The 15,551-nt window shown below is 47.8% G+C and carries 12 protein-coding genes; 9 read left to right on the forward strand and 3 right to left on the reverse strand.

What is annotated here, in order from left to right; all coding sequences use genetic code 11:
• Positions 1 to 95: 95 nt before the first annotated feature.
• The 3 genes from NOM90_RS14580 (at position 96) to NOM90_RS14590 (ending at position 4,001) form a co-directional block, all read left to right on the forward strand.
• Entirely contained in the window at positions 96 to 959 is an 864-nt protein-coding gene (locus NOM90_RS14580) for an ABC transporter ATP-binding protein (protein ID WP_255942903.1), read from the forward strand.
• A 350-nt stretch (positions 960 to 1,309) separates the two neighbouring features.
• The gene (locus tag NOM90_RS14585) at positions 1,310 to 2,704 is read left to right on the forward strand and encodes an FAD-dependent oxidoreductase (RefSeq protein ID WP_255942905.1); all 1,395 of its coding nucleotides are present in this window, start codon (positions 1,310 to 1,312) and stop codon (positions 2,702 to 2,704) included.
• Between the two features lie 469 nt (positions 2,705 to 3,173).
• Entirely contained in the window at positions 3,174 to 4,001 is an 828-nt protein-coding gene (locus NOM90_RS14590; protein WP_255942907.1) for a formate/nitrite transporter family protein, read from the forward strand.
• A gap of 86 nt (positions 4,002 to 4,087) precedes the next feature.
• Here the strand turns inward: NOM90_RS14590 and NOM90_RS14595 are convergent, their stop codons facing one another.
• Positions 4,088 to 4,675 (reverse strand): LOG family protein, encoded by a 588-nt coding sequence (locus tag NOM90_RS14595; RefSeq protein ID WP_255942908.1) that lies wholly within the window; start codon positions 4,673 to 4,675, stop codon positions 4,088 to 4,090.
• Positions 4,676 to 5,079: 404 nt separating this feature from the next.
• Between NOM90_RS14595 and NOM90_RS14600 the strand changes: the two genes are divergently transcribed.
• From NOM90_RS14600 to NOM90_RS14610, 3 genes are read left to right on the forward strand one after another with little or no spacing between them, the layout of a single operon-like run.
• The gene (locus NOM90_RS14600; RefSeq protein ID WP_370866615.1) at positions 5,080 to 7,173 is read left to right on the forward strand and encodes a molybdopterin-containing oxidoreductase family protein; all 2,094 of its coding nucleotides are present in this window, start codon (positions 5,080 to 5,082) and stop codon (positions 7,171 to 7,173) included.
• A 43-nt stretch (positions 7,174 to 7,216) separates the two neighbouring features.
• Positions 7,217 to 8,449, forward strand: coding sequence for an MFS transporter (locus NOM90_RS14605; protein WP_255942909.1), 1,233 nt, complete (start codon positions 7,217 to 7,219; stop codon positions 8,447 to 8,449).
• A gap of 28 nt (positions 8,450 to 8,477) precedes the next feature.
• Complete coding sequence (locus NOM90_RS14610) at positions 8,478 to 8,978, forward strand: GNAT family N-acetyltransferase (protein WP_370866616.1); 501 nt, start codon at positions 8,478 to 8,480, stop codon at positions 8,976 to 8,978.
• A gap of 1 nt (position 8,979) precedes the next feature.
• Here the strand turns inward: NOM90_RS14610 and NOM90_RS14615 are convergent, their stop codons facing one another.
• Positions 8,980 to 9,531, reverse strand: a complete 552-nt coding sequence (locus tag NOM90_RS14615) for a GNAT family N-acetyltransferase (RefSeq protein WP_255942910.1) — start codon at positions 9,529 to 9,531, stop codon at positions 8,980 to 8,982.
• A 177-nt stretch (positions 9,532 to 9,708) separates the two neighbouring features.
• Between NOM90_RS14615 and NOM90_RS14620 the strand changes: the two genes are divergently transcribed.
• On the forward strand, positions 9,709 to 11,427 hold the full coding sequence (locus NOM90_RS14620; RefSeq protein WP_255942911.1) for a glutamine--tRNA ligase/YqeY domain fusion protein: 1,719 nt from the start codon (positions 9,709 to 9,711) through the stop codon (positions 11,425 to 11,427).
• A gap of 53 nt (positions 11,428 to 11,480) precedes the next feature.
• Here the strand turns inward: NOM90_RS14620 and NOM90_RS14625 are convergent, their stop codons facing one another.
• A complete protein-coding gene (locus tag NOM90_RS14625) occupies positions 11,481 to 12,716 on the reverse strand; it encodes an MFS transporter (protein WP_255942912.1) in 1,236 nt (411 codons plus the stop codon).
• Positions 12,717 to 12,941: 225 nt separating this feature from the next.
• Between NOM90_RS14625 and NOM90_RS14630 the strand changes: the two genes are divergently transcribed.
• Together NOM90_RS14630 and NOM90_RS14635 are read left to right on the forward strand one after the other, a co-directional pair.
• Entirely contained in the window at positions 12,942 to 13,598 is a 657-nt protein-coding gene (locus NOM90_RS14630; protein WP_255942914.1) for a TorD/DmsD family molecular chaperone, read from the forward strand.
• Between the two features lie 196 nt (positions 13,599 to 13,794).
• A complete protein-coding gene (locus NOM90_RS14635) occupies positions 13,795 to 15,396 on the forward strand; it encodes a gluconokinase (RefSeq protein ID WP_255942916.1) in 1,602 nt (533 codons plus the stop codon).
• The last annotated feature ends 155 nt before the right edge of the window (positions 15,397 to 15,551 follow it).

A 15,551-nucleotide genomic window follows, 5' to 3' on the forward strand; every position in this document is an offset into this window, starting at 1 on the left:
ATTTTAACTTGACATTTGATAATGATTATCAGTATCTTAAACTGTAATGAAGAAAAAATGAAGTTTTCGATTTTACGGAAAGGAATGGTTGCGTAATGTTCCGTCTAAATACAACGAACCTTGATATCGCCTACGAAGATCGGCTGATCGTCAAGGATCTCAATATTGAAATTCCGCAAGGAAAAATCACAGCGTTGGTCGGTGCGAATGGCTCCGGCAAATCAACTATTCTTAAAACGATGGCACGTCTGATGCGTCCGAAAAACGGTAATGTGTTGCTTGACGGTAAATCGATTCATAAACAATCTACGCGCGAAATCGCGAAACAACTGGCAATTTTGCCACAAACGCCTACCGCACCGGAAGGGCTGACGGTAACCGAATTGGTTTCTTACGGACGTTTTCCGCATCAAAAAGGTTTTGGTACATTAAAAGCGGAAGACAAGAAAGTCGTAGAATGGGCACTCGACGTTACGAACATGCGTGAGTTTCATGACCGCCCTATCGATCAACTTTCTGGCGGTCAACGCCAACGTGCATGGATTGCTATGGCTTTGGCGCAAGAAACGGATATTTTGTTTTTGGACGAACCGACCACTTATCTGGATATGGCGCATCAGCTTGAAGTGCTGCAATTATTGTACGAGTTAAACAAAACACAAGGTCGAACGATTGTCATGGTGGTGCACGACTTGAATCACGCATCGCGTTTTGCTCAACATATGATCGCGATCAAGCAAGGCGAAGCTTTGGCATCGGGAACTCCGCTTGAAGTCATGTGCCCGCTTGTGATGCACGAAGTCTTCGGCATTGAAGCGGATATCGTCACAGATCCGCGTACAGGCGTGCCGCTTTGTTTGCCTTATGCGTTATATGCTCTGTCGGAAGAACAACGCAAAGGTCAGATGCAGACGTTCTCGCCAAAAGGCGAAACCAATCTGCGCAGCGCATCTCAATAAAGCCCGTAAAACGATCAATGAACTGTATGCCGGAATCTCCGGTGTGCAGTTTTTTTATGCTTATTTATACGAATGTGACAACAATGTGAAATGTAGCACAATTTAACGTTTACCTCTTGCAATGTGAAATAAGTCACACTATAATATAAGTATCAGGTGAAGGAATTCACAAACAACCTGGATAGCAAGGTGAATATTTTCACAACTGCGAGTCATAGAGTCAAAGGTCGGGTAGTATTTAGAAAATCTTTTTTTTACAGACCTATGTACAAATTTTCACATCCTTTTTTGAATCTTGGATAACCTACTTTTAACGCATATAAAAAATTACTATTTGGAGGAATTCACTCATGAAGATTGCAGTTATCGGTTGTACACACGCAGGAACCGCCGCTATTGTCCGTACCGCTAAGCTTTACCCAGATGCCGAAATTACGGTGTATGAACGCAACGATAATATCTCGTTTCTGTCTTGCGGAATCGCGCTGTATGTCGGAGGTGTAGTGAAAGACCCGAATGGGCTGTTCTATTCTTCGCCTGAACATCTGGCTGCTCTAGGCGTTCAAACGCGTATGCGTCACGAAGTATTGTCGGTCGATGCAGCTGGCAAAAACTTGACGGTACGCAACTTGGAAAGCGGCGAAGAGTTCGCCGATACTTTTGACAAGCTGATTGTGACAACCGGTTCGTGGCCGATCATCCCGCAATTCGAAGGCATCAAGCTGGATAACATCATTTTGTCGAAAAACTTCAACCACTCGAATACCATCATCGAAAAAGCGAAAACAGCGAAAAACGTGGTCGTGATCGGTGCAGGCTATATCGGCGTAGAATTGGTCGAAGCATTCGAAATGAACGGCAAACAAGTGACACTGATCGATGCGGAAAAACGAATTCTGAGCAAATACCTCGACGCTGAATTTACAGATCGTATCGAAGATTCGTTAGTTGAAAAAGGAATTACATTGGCTTTGGATGAAAAAGTAGAGCGTTTTGAAGGCAGCAATGGCAAAGTGCAAAAAGTCGTTACTACAAAAGGCGCGCATGAAGCCGACCTCGTTATCTTATGTATCGGTTTCCGTCCGAATACCGAATTGCTCAAAGACCAAGTCGATATGTTGCCAAACGGCGCGATTTTAGTCGACAACTATATGGAAACTAGCGTCAAAGACGTATACGCCGCTGGCGATAGCTGCGCGATCCGTTACAACCCTACAGGCAAAGCGGCATATATTCCACTTGCGACTAACGCGGTGCGCATGGGTACGCTTGTGGCAATGAACTTGGTCGAAAAGAAAATTGCCTACATGGGTACGCAAGGCACAAGCGGTATCAAAATTTATGAAGACAATATCGCAGCAACGGGCATGACGGAAGCCGCAGCACGCGAAGCGGGTCTGGATGTATCGGTAGCGACTTTCGAAGATAACTACCGTCCGGAATTTATGCCTGAATTCGAAAAAGCGACCTTCAAGATCGTGTTCGAAAAAGACAGCCATCGTATTGTCGGCGCGCAATTGATGTCTAAAGTCGATCTGACGCAGTCAATCAATACTTTGTCGGTCTGCATCCAAAATCAAATGACTGTAGAAGAACTGGCATTCGTCGATTTCTTCTTCCAACCGCACTACAACAAACCATGGAACTACTTGAACTCGCTCGGATTCGCGGCGATGGAAGCAGAACCCGTCGTTCCAGGCGAAGAAAAAGTTGCACGGTCGGTGAAAGAACAAACCAAAGCTTAAAGACTAGGATTAGAACACGTATATTCGATAAAATATCCTAGGCGCTTAAGCTTTTCATATAAAAGGTATGGCGTGAGAAGCCCACGATGTGGGCTTTTTGCGTTGGTGGGGGAAACGAGCCGACTGCGAGAGAAATTTGTTAGCGTATGCTTACGATGTGTCTTTCTTCGAAAGCCTTTGAGTCGCGTGTTGAAATCGAGAAACTTTTATTAAAATTTTAATAGGAGTTTTCTCAATTTCAAAGGCGAACGCTAACGCTCTTACACTAAATTTCTCTCTCCGTCGGCTCGTTTCTAGTTACAGTTGACGTCCTCAATACGCTTCATTTCTTCTCTTTTTATTAAAGTGAAAAAATTCACGTTACAGGCATTAATTATGATCTTTATCACGTTCAGCTGTTTCCTTCTTCGTTACAATAAGGACGGGTACGAAAACGTTCAAATTTTAGCGATCTGAGGAGGCACTTATTATGGCTGCTTATACACCGCTGCAAATCGCAGAAGTCACGGTTCAGAATGGGGTTAAAAAAGCCCATCTACGACTTTCATCCCTTTTGATCCTTGGATTTTTAGCTGGGGCTTTTATTGCGCTGGGATTTCTACTCGATATTCGAGTTATTGCCAATACGCCGGAAGCATGGGGAAGTCTCGCAAATTTCGTCGGAGCGGCGATCTTTCCAGTCGGTCTAGTGTTAGTGCTGTTAGCGGGCGGCGAGCTATTGACCGGGAATATGATGGCGGTGCCGCTTGCGCGCCTGGCACGCCGGATTACGACGACAGAAATGATCAAAAATCTGATCCTCGTGACTTTAGCAAATTTCGCGGGTGCGATCTTCGTCGCTTACTTTTTCGGGCATGTGGTGGGGTTAACGTCTTCGGGACCGTATTTGGATAAGTTGGTTGAAATGGCAGGGCATAAGATCGAGAGTACATTTACACAGTCGTTGATCTCGGGGATCGGTTGCAATTGGTTGGTGGCTTTGGCGGTATGGCTGAGTTATGGAGCCGATAGTATGAGCGGTAAAATACTCGGGATCTGGTTTCCAACGATGGCGTTTGTCGCGATAGGGTTTCAGCACGTTGTAGCCAATATGTTTTTGATTCCGGCGGCAATCTTCGAAGGGCATTTTACATGGGGACAGTATTTGGGGAACTTCGTTCCGGTATGGATCGGTAATCTGATCGGGGGCGCAGTTTTCGTAGGCGTCGCTTATTGGGGAGCTTATTTGCGCACACCTAGCGAAATCCCTACTTCTGTACAGACTTATCCTTCGCAACAAATCAAAAAACATGCGTAATCGAAAAATCAATTTTTGTACGAAAAAAACCTGTACTGGACGCCGCATATCCGGCATTCAGCTACAGGTTTTTTAAATCCTTATGTTTAAGTACGCTTGTCCGTTAAAATCTTTGGCGTAGTTGGAGCATTATACTCATTCATTAGCTTCAGCAGTTCACTCGGCTCTGGCGAAGTCAATAAGATATTCCGATGTTCTGGCGTTACGAATCCTTCGCTGGTCATACGATCGAACAATTGAATAAGCGGGTCGTAATAACCTGTGGCATTCAATACGCCGATCGGCTTCTGATGCAGACCCAGCTGCGCCCAAGTAAATACTTCGAAATATTCTTCCATCGTCCCCGAGCCTCCGGGTAGCGTAATAAATCCTTCGGCAAGTTCCGCCATTTTGGCTTTGCGTTCGTGCATCGATTCCACCATGATCAATTCGGTCAAGCCCAGATGTGCGATTTCCCTTGTCTGCATAAAAGTCGGCAATACGCCAATCGCTTGTCCGCCCTGATCCAATACAGCATCGGCGACAGCGCCCATTAGACCGACACGCGAACCGCCGTAGACGAGCGTGATGTTTTGTTTGGCAAGCTCGATCCCGAGCGTACGTGCGCTATCCATATAAGCGGGCGAAGCGCCTTCTCTTGAGCCGCAAAACACGGCAATATGTGTAGGCGTCATAGACAAAGCTCCTTTTTGAGAAAATAAATAAAAAACGATTTCGACAACCTCAATATAACATACCGCCTGTAGCCCGGACAGATCCGAACATGGCGTAAAAGGAACGTGAACACAACGTTAACTGCATGTTAGAAAAAGAGAACATAAATAAATTCGCCTTCACAAGTCCGGGGGAAGGAGCTTGTGAAGGCGAATTTCGGGAGTGGTCCATGATATGGCAGCAGGTACAGCTCATGAAGGGGACATCATTTACCGCCTATTTGCCAATGTTCTTAAATAACCTCTACGCTATAGGGTTGAAACACTTTGATGACTCGCTTGCCAAAAATATTTTATAAAAGAATTATGCTACAATAAAGCTCTGGAAGAATTTATGATTTTATCCCTGAAAGGAGCCGTCCGTGATGTCAATGCTGGAGCGTTCGAGCGGTGTGTTCCCGGCGGTCTGTCCCTTAGACTGTCCCGACACTTGTGGCTTGTTGTTACACAAAGAAGAAGGCAAAATCGTAAAAGTAACTGGAAATCCGAATCACCCTGCAACCAAAGGGGCGATCTGCAATAAAGTCAGACATATGGCAGATAAAGTGCATCACCCAGAGCGGCTCCTTTATCCGATGAAACGTTCCGGTCCCAAAGGATCGGGAGAATTTGTGCGTATTTCTTGGGATGAAGCGCTAAGCGAAATCGGGACAAAGTTTCGCCGTTTATCCGCGGAGCATGGATCGGAAAGTATATTGCCATACAGCTTCTACGGAAATATGGGCGCGTTGAATGCAGAAGGGATGGATCGGCGCTTTTTTGGCAAATTAGGTGCGTCCAAGCTTGCTTACACGATCTGTAATTCGGCAGGTAATGCGGGATGGAAATATACAATGGGCTTTGGCGGCGGATCGAGCCCGGAAGATACGCGCCAAGCGAAGTTATTTATCGTATGGGGCGGCAATATCGTCAGTACGAGTATGCACCAAGCCGTATTGATGGAGCAGGCTCGCAAAGACGGCGCTACAGTCGTGGTGATCGACGTCCATAAGAATCTTACCGGACGACGTGCCGATTGGTTTATTCCGTTATATCCAGGCACAGACACAGCGCTTGCGCTAGGTCTGATGAACGTTTTATTTGAACGTGGCTTAACCGATGAAGAATTTCTAAAACAGTATACGGTCGGGCACGAGCAGCTGCGTGAGCATGTGAAGACGTACACACCAGAGCGTGTGTCGCGGATTACCGGTGTACCTGCGGAAGACATCGTAAAGCTTGCTCTCATGTACGCAGAGACGTCCCCGAGCCATATTCATATCGGCAACGGGCTTCAGCATCATGACAATGGCGGGATGGCTGTGCGTACCGTATCTTGCTTGCCTGCGTTGACAGGTCAGTGGTCGCGCGGCGGAGGTGCCTTTAAGTCGAATGGCGCGTATGCGTCACTCAATGACGAAGCGCTCCAGCGTCCTGATCTGCGCCCGAATCCGGGCGTGCGTACGCTCAATATGAACAAGCTGGCGGATACGCTGCTGACGCTGGAACCGAAAGTACATGGTCTATTCGTATTCGGTAGCAATCCGGCAGTCGTCGCACCGGAATCGGATCGGGTTCGAGAAGGTCTGGAACGCGAAGATTTGTTTACCGTGGTGCACGAGTTGTTTTTGACAGACACCGCGAAGTATGCGGATATCGTCTTGCCGGCGACATCAAGTTTTGAAAATACAGATTTGTATACGTCGTATTGGCACCATTATGTACAGCTTCAAGAACCTGTGATCGCGCCTGTTGGCGAAAGCAAAAGCAATTTCGAATTGTTTACGTTGCTTGCCCAAGAAATGGGCTTTGACGAAGAAGCGTTCCGCGAAGATCCGAAAACAGTCATCGCGTCAGCGCTGGACAATTCCGATAACCCTTATTTGAACGGAGTCACATTGGAGAGGTTGGAAGCTGAACGTTTTGTGAGCTTGGATTTAGCACCGAAAGCTTCTTATTTAGAGCGTTTGACGACGCCTTCGGGCAAAATCGAATTGTACAGCGAGCAGCTTTCGCGTATGGGTCTTCCGCCGCTACCGACCTATATGCCGCTTGTAGAAGGATTCGACGGCGAAAATAAAGAGCAGCGCAAGTCTGATTATCCGCTGATGTTTATTAGCCCGCCGAACCATAACTTTTTGAATTCGACTTTTGCTAATGTGGAGAAACATCAATCACTGGAAAAAGAACCGTTGCTGCAAATCCATCCGCAAGACGCGGCAGAGCGCCAGATTATCGATGGGCAAATGGTTGAAGTCTACAATGCGCGCGGGATCTACACCTTAAAAGCTTCGGTGACGGATCTTATGTTGCCGGGTACGGTCGTGAGTCAAGGTCTGTGGTGGAAAGGTCATCTTGCGGATTCTAAGGCTGTAAAAGGACGCCGTTTAGCGAATGCGTTGACCTCGTCTCGGATTGCCGATATGGGCGGCGGTGCTACTTTCTTTTCGACCACTGTAGAAATTCGCGTGCTCAACTAAAATTTAAAGATCCGAGGGATAGGAAGAAAGGAACGCAGACACCATGAAGGGGCTTCAACGTTATCCCAAAGAAATTCAAGCGTTACTGCTGGCGAGTTTGATCAATTCGACCGGCAGTGCGCTCATGTGGCCGCTCACGACCATCTATGTGTTCGGGGAGTTAGGACGCAGTATGCAAGATGCGGGATTAGTTATCTTGCTGCAATCGCTTGGCGGCATCGCCGGGCAATTAATGGGCGGAGCGATGTATTACCGAATCGGCGTTAAAAAATTGCTGGTCGGTTCGTTAGCGCTTAACGCTTTATCCTTATTCGCACTTCCGTTCGTCAGCTCGCACTGGCATCTATATATGTTTACGATGTTGATCGTCGGTTTTAGCAACGCGATGACGTTGCCCGCTATTCAAGCGTTTATCGGATTTCGATTTGCGTCCAGGCGCGGCGAAATCTTTAATACGATCTACGTAGGCAACAATATCGGCATTGCACTCGGAACCGCGCTGAGTGGACCTTTGGCACAACTGTCTTTTCCGCTGACTTTTATTTTAAACGGATGTACGTGCGTTTTGTTCGCCGTTTATTTTTTTGTGTACTTAAATCGGGTGCAGCGAGAAGAAACAAGCTCAGACGAAGTTTCGTTAACAGAGTTGACGGAAAAGAAAAAGTCGAAGTCCGAGGGGCAAGCTTGGACGTTATTGATGAATACGAGGGTGTATCTGTATATCGGATTAGGCGCTTTATTTTTATGGCTGGGCAACTGTATTTGGAACGGCGGCATATCGCCTGCAATCTTATCGGAAGGAAAGCCGCCGGCTCAATACAGTCTGCTCTGGACGATGAACGGCATCCTGATTTTTGCGCTGCAACCTCTGATTTCGTGGATCAAAAAGGTTTGTGCGCGTAGACCTGAATCGCAAATGACTGCCGGGAGTTTATTCTATTTAGCCGGATATTTGGTCATTTTGATGTTTCCCCAGTATGGCGCGATGGTGGCAGCGATGTTTTTGGCGACGATTGGCGAAATCTTGTTCCAGCCGGCGATGCCTGCTTTCATATCGGAACGCACACGGATTCACGCACCGTTTTATCTAGGGGTATCAGGAGGGATTGCGCAAGCTGGACGCGTCATTGGACCTTATATCATGGGGATCTTGTATGACCGGGGAGGGCTTGAGCCTGTAGCGATCTGTGCGGTCGTAGCCGCTATCTTATCGTTTTTGTTTTTCGTGTTCAATGACCGCTTTCAGCGTACTGCCACGGTCAAGTTTACCGAGTAATGCGATCCGAGCCTGAGGAGGCAACAAGATGATGCGTACGATTGAAAACGAAGTGACGATTCGTGAATCGCAAGTGAAAGACGCCAAGCCGCTGATGCGGATCGACAAATTGGTCTGGAATTCGCAAAATTCGCCGCAGATTCCGGTCTGGAAATCACGTACGCATTATTTGCGCAATTGCCCGCCCGAAAATCAGTTAGTCGCTGAATGTGACGGGATTATCGTGGGATGCGTGGGATGGCGACCGCCGACTCTAATGTTCAGCAATGCGCATGTCGCAGAGATGTATATCGCCGTGCATCCGGCTTATCAAGGGCTTGGCGTCGGCAAAAAGTTGATGGCGGCTGTCAAGCTCCACACGATGCGCCGCGGAATCAAAAAACTACGTTTACGCGTATTATCCACCAACGAAAATGCGATCCGTTTTTATCTGCGCTGCGGGTTTCAGATTGAAGGGAAATTAGAGCGCGAATATATGATCGAAGATCGGTTCGTTGATGATATCTTGATGAGCTGCTGGGTTCCATAGTTTAATCTCGGCGAAAGTTCCATTCTTGTCGGAGTAGCCCGTATAGAGCATGGTCGATATAACCATCGTCGAGCTTTTCCGCTTGGCGAACGATGCCTTCTAACGTGAAGCCGAGACGTTCAGGAACGCCGCGACTTCGTGTATTGGTGACGGCGCAGCGAATCTCGATCCGGTTCAGCTCCATTTCCATAAACGCATGATCGATCAGAGGGCGCAGCGCCAAAGTCATCAAGCCCCGTCCTTCAAAAGAATGGCCGAGCCAGTATCCGACTTGGGCATGAAAGCTGCGCCAGTTAATTTCGTGAAATCCGATTACACCGGCAAGCCGATGATGTTCCCACAGACCGACGGTGATTGCTCCATTTTCTGCATACAAATGAGTCGCGTTCGCAATAAATTCTTCGGCGTCGATCAGTTCTTGCATTTGGTGAGTCCACGGCATCCACGCTCCTAGCGTAGAACGAGAATCTTCGACCAGTTGAAGTAAATCTTCCGCGTGTTCGGGATGAAGCGGTCTAAGTTGTACAAATTCGGTTAATGACAAACTAAACATAAATGAAACTCCTTTTTTACTGCGCGATCTGTAAGAAAAGAACGGCATTTTATTGAATGGAAAGACGGATATGCGTTATGATGGGCTGTAGAGCAAAAGCAGCGTATAGACCTCTAAGCGGATAGACGGATAAGCTTCGACGGTTAAACAACCGGGTTTCCCGGGCATAATGAAAGGTTGATCGATGTGGAGAACGAGAACACCAAAACCCCACCGAATTTTATTAAAAGTATCATAGCAGAAGATTTGAAAAGTGGAAAAGTGAAAGAAGTCGTCACCCGTTTCCCACCAGAGCCAAACGGCTATATGCACATCGGGCACGTACGGGCGATCTTTATCGATTTCGCTTTGGCTGAAGAGTTCGGCGGACGCACGAATCTGCGTTTTGACGATACGAACCCAGTGAAAGAAGACGTCGAATACGTCAATTCGATCAAAGAAGATATTCAATGGCTCGGCTTCGAATGGAACAACCAATATTACGCGTCGGATTATTTCGACGAAATGTACGAGCGCGCCGTTTTGTTGATTCGCAAAGGGCTGGCATATGTAGACGATCAATCTGCCGACCAAATTCGCGAAAATCGCGGAACGTTGACGGAGCCGGGTAAAAACAGCCCGTATCGCGATCGTTCGGTCGAAGAAAATTTGGAGCTGTTCACACGTATGCGTGATGGCGAGTTCCAAAACGGTGAACGCGTACTGCGCGCGAAGATCGATATGGCATCGCCGAATATCAATCTTCGCGATCCGGTCATTTACCGGATTTCGCATACGACGCATCATAACACAGGCGATAAATGGTGTATCTATCCGATGTATACCTTCGCGCATCCGCTTGAAGATGCAATCGAAGGCGTTACCCACTCTCTGTGCTCGTTAGAGTTTGAAGACCAACGTCCATTCTACGATTGGGTTGTGCGCGAATGTGAGATGGAAGCTCAGCCGCATCAATATGAATTTGGTCGTCTGAACGTCTCTACGATGGTGACAAGCAAACGCAAACTTCGCAAACTGGTCGAAGAAAATCTGGTCGACGGTTGGGATGACCCGCGTATGCCGACCATCTCAGGTCTGCGTCGCCGCGGTTACACGCCGGAAGCGATCAAAGCATTCATCTACGAGACCGGTATTTCGCGCAGTCAAGGTCTGGTCGATATTCAAACGCTGGAACATTTCGTGCGTGAAGATCTCAAGCTCAAAGCACCGCGTACGATGGCGATCTTGCGTCCGCTGAAAGTCGTGATTACGAACTACCCAGAAGGCGAAAGCGAACTGCTGCCTGCTGAAAACAATACGGAGAACGAAGAAATGGGCATTCGCCAAATTCCGTTTTCGCGTGAAATCTATATCGAGCAAGACGACTTTATGGAAGAACCGGTCAGCAAATATTTCCGTTTGTTCCCGGGTAACGAAGTTCGCCTGAAACATGCGTACTTTATCAAATGCCATGATTTCATCAAAAATGAACAAGGCGAAGTGGTCGAAATTCATTGTACGTATGATATCGAAACCAAAAGCGGTAGCGACTTCAATGCCCGTAAAGTCAAAGGCACCATCCATTGGGTCGATGCTTCGGCTGCTGTTCCTGCTGAATTCCGTCTGTATGAGCCACTACTTGGCGAAGACGAAGAATCAGAAGAACTTGCAACCGACGAGACCGAAGACGTATCGGCGAACGAAGTCGATGATTTCCTCAAAAAGGTCAACAAAGACTCGCTGGAAATCGTACACGGTTTTGTCGAGCCGCAATTGCAAGATGCAGAGCCGCAAGACAAGTTCCAATTTTTCCGTCACGGATACTTCAATGTCGATCCGAAATTGTCTACACCAGGCAAGCCAGTATTCGGTCGCATCGTATCGATGAAAAGTTCGTTCAAACTGCCGAAAAAGTAAGTTGAACATAGAAAAAGTCCCGCTCTCCTTCTTCTGGAGAAACGGGACTTTTTTTATTTAGGCAAAGTCGGTTTGAGTTGACCGTTTCGATACAGCGTATAACCCATCGCCGCAAAACCGACCGCGCCGATCACCGACAAGATCGTGCCGCTTTGATACATCATCGACGCTCCGAAGTTATCGAACATCCAGCCGCCGAATACGCCCGCGACAATTCCCGATACGCCGCTCCAAGATAGCGTGAACAAGGCTTGCCCGGTTCCTCGAAAAGCATCCGGTACGAACATGCTGGTCATTAGCGTGCCGACATAGAAATAACCGGCGTAAGTCACGCTATGCAGCATTTGGATATAGACGATCTGCATCGGATCGGTCACGGTAGACATCAGATACCAACGCACGGCGAACAATATACTCACCACGGTTAAGCAGATCATCATAAACCCAAGACGTTTACGGAAAAAGCGGTCAAACAGCAAAAAGAACAACGCTTCAAGTGCCGAAGCGGAGAATACAGCCCAACCGACCATCTGACGAGAGCCGCCCAGATCGGTAATATATAAACTCATAAAGGTACTATTGACCGCATTGGGAATCGATACAAATACACCGAGTAGCAAAAAGATCGTGAATGTAGGATTCGCCAACACTTTGCCAAACCCGCCCGGAGAGACCACATTCGTTGCCGTAGGACGATGCAGCGAAGGCAGGATCACCGCTGTAAGCAGCGTTGCCGCAATCAATCCTGTAAATAACCACGGAACGCCCGGCGATGTCCCGGCGCGGTCAATCACAAATCCAGCGGCTGCTGCGGTAAGTGCCCAACCGATCGAACCCCATAATCGGAACGCCCCGAATTTTCGGTTAGTCCCGTCGATATACCCCAAGATCATCGTGTTGCTTTGCGCAAAAGAAGGGCTTTGGAAAAAGAAGAAAAAGATCATGGTTACGTAAATCATCGCATACGATTCAACATGGAACACGAATTGCGACAAGACCATCGTTCCGGCAAGCATCAAAATCAGCATACGCCTCGTATTTTCCATACGGTCGCCCATATAGCCCCAGAACGGATTGGCAATTAAAGATACAAAAGGCCCGATTGCCATCAGCGTTCCGATCTCAAGCTTGCTCATCCCTTTATCTTGTAAGTAAAGCGGAAAAAAGCTGGCGAATACCGCAATCGCTCCATATAAGAAAAAGTTGAACGCTTTAAGAGGAATAAAAGGCGAAGGTGCAGAAAAAAAGCTTCGATTAGATTGAGATCGTTTCGATACAGATGGCGGCACGTCAGGCACACTCCTTGCAGAAAAATCGTGTTGAACATTCAAAGTAAGGGTTTTCAAAAGAATCTCTAATCGACAATATAGCCCTTCCTCAGACAGATTACAACAAAATGCTGCATGATGTTTCGTTTTTCACTGTGAATCGCTACTGTTTTGTCACATGATCATCCTTAAGCGGTGTGGTCTTCGCGTTATAATAGAAGAGTAAACACGAAGGAGGTCACAGTGATGACAAGTACCGTATTAGAGGCATTTGGGGTGGCTGCCCGAGAAGAAAAGATTTGGACGCATACCCGCTGGACCCTATATCAACTGCTGAGCGACTTTATTATTTATAAACCGAGCGTGCACTTGATTGTAAAATGGCGAAATAAGCTAAACCGAACAGAGTGGGACAATGCAGCTTTTGTTCAATTTCGAACTTTGATTTCTGAACCCGAAGCTTCGTCTTTGGCGCAGTTTTGCAAACTACAGACGCAAGAATACGATCGATTGATCGGACAACATTCACTTCGAGAATCGTTTTACGCTTCTACAGAATCTCAGCATTCGGCAGTATCCGCAAGCGTGGAATACGACCAAGCCGGTGTGATTTTAAATCGTACATCCGATGAAAAAAACGACGAACTCAGTATGGAATTAGAGTTTATGGCGGTATTATCGGAGCGTCTGACCGAGCAAGGCGTGCGTTCGCAGGTCGAATGTGAGCAGCTGGCAATCACGCAGTGGAGATTTTTAAAACAACATCTGTTGATGTGGGTTCCGGCTTTTTGCGAAGAAGTTCGTAATCAGACGGCAAGCCCTTTATATGCAGCTTTAAGCGATTTGATGGATGAACTGCTGACCGCGGATTATCGTTGGTTGGATACGCAAGTCCATTCGTAAAAGAAAATGCTTTATAAAAGATAACGTGCACGTTTTCCTGTTGAATAGGAAAGCGTGCATTTTTATTTCTTTTGGTTTATTAGTTATTTATGATTTATTGTTTCGATTTTGAACGGAGCGTCCAAATGAGGCATAGACCGAGCATTCGAATCGCCTGCGTTGGCATTCGTGCTGGAAAGTGGAGGAGGACGGCAAGATGGGACTGTATATCGGGCTTGATGTAGGGACGACCAGTACGAAAGCTTTTATTTATGATGAAAAAGGAATGATTCGCGGCGGATCGCAATCCGCGTATTCCTTACTTGTTCCCGAAGCGGGCAGAGCGGAGCAACGTCCAGAAGAATTGATGGATGCGGTCGTTGATGCAATCAAAGGCGCGATGAAAGATAGCAAAGCTTCCGCAGATGATATAGCGGCGGTAGGGATCAGTACGGCGATGCACAGCTTAATGGCAGTCGATTCTACTGGCAAGCCGCTAACACCGCTGATGACTTGGGCAGACAACCGCAGTATCGGGCAAACGAATGAACTTCGAAAAGGTCGGGAAGCGACCGAGTTATACCGGGCGACGGGAACGCCGATTCACCCGATGTCTCCTTTGACCAAGTTGCTTTGGCTCGCCGATCGCGAACCGGAACTATTCAAAAAAGCAGCGAAGTTTATTTCGTTCAAAGAACACTTGCTGCATCAATTATTCGGAAAATATGCAGTCGATGTGTCGTTGGCTTCGGCAACCGGGCTGATGGATCTGCATGAATTAAAATGGAACGAATCGGCGCTCAATCTGACCGGCGTATCATCCGATCAGCTTGGAGACATCGTCCCGGTTACCGAGCGTCTGGACGGCATGAACCGTAAATTTGCCGAAAAATTAGGGCTGAAACCCAATACGCCGTGGATTGTCGGCGCAAGCGATGGAGCTTTGGCGAATATCGGCGTAGGCGCACTTGGCGTGGGCGAAACGGCGGTCACGATCGGAACGAGCGGAGCGGTACGTTCTTTTGCGAAGCAACCCGCAACCGACGCTTCGGGGCGGACATTCTGTTACGCATTCGAATCCGATCGTTGGCTGATCGGAGGCCCGACCAATAACGGCGGAATCGCGCTGCGTTGGTATTTGGAAAAATTCGTGATCGACAAAGAAAAAGGCGAAAGCGGAGATCTTAAAGAACAAAAGGCATTAGAGCGGATCGTGAAATTAGCCGATTCCGTGCCACCGGGTTCGGAAGGGCTGCTGTTCTTGCCTTATTTGAGCGGCGAACGCGCGCCGTATTGGAATGCCGACGCCCGCGGCGCTTATTTCGGCGCAACGCTGCATCACGGACAAGAACATTTCGGACGTGCGACGATGGAAGGCGTCTTGTTCGCAGTGCGCACCGTAGCCGATGCTCTGACGGATCTTAGCGGAGCGAACCGCACGCTGCTTGCGTCCGGCGGATTTGCCAAAAGCCCGATCTGGACGCAAATGCTCGCCGATCTGTCCGGCACGCAAGTCGTCGTCCCCGATACGTATGAAGCTTCCGCTTTCGGCGCCGCCGCCGTAGCGATGAAAGCCGAGGGGCTGATCCACGATTACACCGATCTCAAAGACCAAATTAAGATCTCGCGTACGCATGAACCCGATTCCCATAAGTTCAAAACGTACGAACGCTACTATTCGTTGTTTAAACGCGTCTACGAACAACTCGAACCCGTCTTCCCCGAAATCGCAGATCTGCAACGCGGCACAGGCGTGAAACGCGAAGACGAGAGCGAAGCGGAAGGAACTAAAGGTAGCTCGCATCACGATAAAAAGTGATGCGAAGAAGTCGGCTAAGAGCCGGAAGCAAGCTGAATCCGAGGGGAATTCATTCCGGTTGCTTGTTGAAATTTTAACGGATTGAGATGACGCTTAGCATTGTTTTTATAGGTTTTAAGAATCCTAACGGAACCACATGACGCTTAAAATCAAAT

It is taken from the genome of Saccharibacillus sp. JS10 (genome assembly GCF_024436065.1).
GTDB lineage: Bacteria > Bacillota > Bacilli > Paenibacillales > Paenibacillaceae > Saccharibacillus.

Coding starts and splice junctions, on each gene's coding strand:
- NOM90_RS14630 (WP_255942914.1), top strand. CDS start 12,942: ATGACAAGTACCGTATTAGAGGCATTTGGGGTGGCTGCCCGAGAAGAA.
- NOM90_RS14595 (WP_255942908.1), bottom strand. CDS start 4,675: ATGACGCCTACACATATTGCCGTGTTTTGCGGCTCAAGAGAAGGCGCT.
- NOM90_RS14590 (WP_255942907.1), top strand. CDS start 3,174: ATGGCTGCTTATACACCGCTGCAAATCGCAGAAGTCACGGTTCAGAAT.
- NOM90_RS14610 (WP_370866616.1), top strand. CDS start 8,478: ATGATGCGTACGATTGAAAACGAAGTGACGATTCGTGAATCGCAAGTG.
- NOM90_RS14580 (WP_255942903.1), top strand. CDS start 96: ATGTTCCGTCTAAATACAACGAACCTTGATATCGCCTACGAAGATCGG.
- NOM90_RS14635 (WP_255942916.1), top strand. CDS start 13,795: ATGGGACTGTATATCGGGCTTGATGTAGGGACGACCAGTACGAAAGCT.
- NOM90_RS14605 (WP_255942909.1), top strand. CDS start 7,217: ATGAAGGGGCTTCAACGTTATCCCAAAGAAATTCAAGCGTTACTGCTG.
- NOM90_RS14600 (WP_370866615.1), top strand. CDS start 5,080: ATGTCAATGCTGGAGCGTTCGAGCGGTGTGTTCCCGGCGGTCTGTCCC.
- NOM90_RS14615 (WP_255942910.1), bottom strand. CDS start 9,531: ATGTTTAGTTTGTCATTAACCGAATTTGTACAACTTAGACCGCTTCAT.
- NOM90_RS14585 (WP_255942905.1), top strand. CDS start 1,310: ATGAAGATTGCAGTTATCGGTTGTACACACGCAGGAACCGCCGCTATT.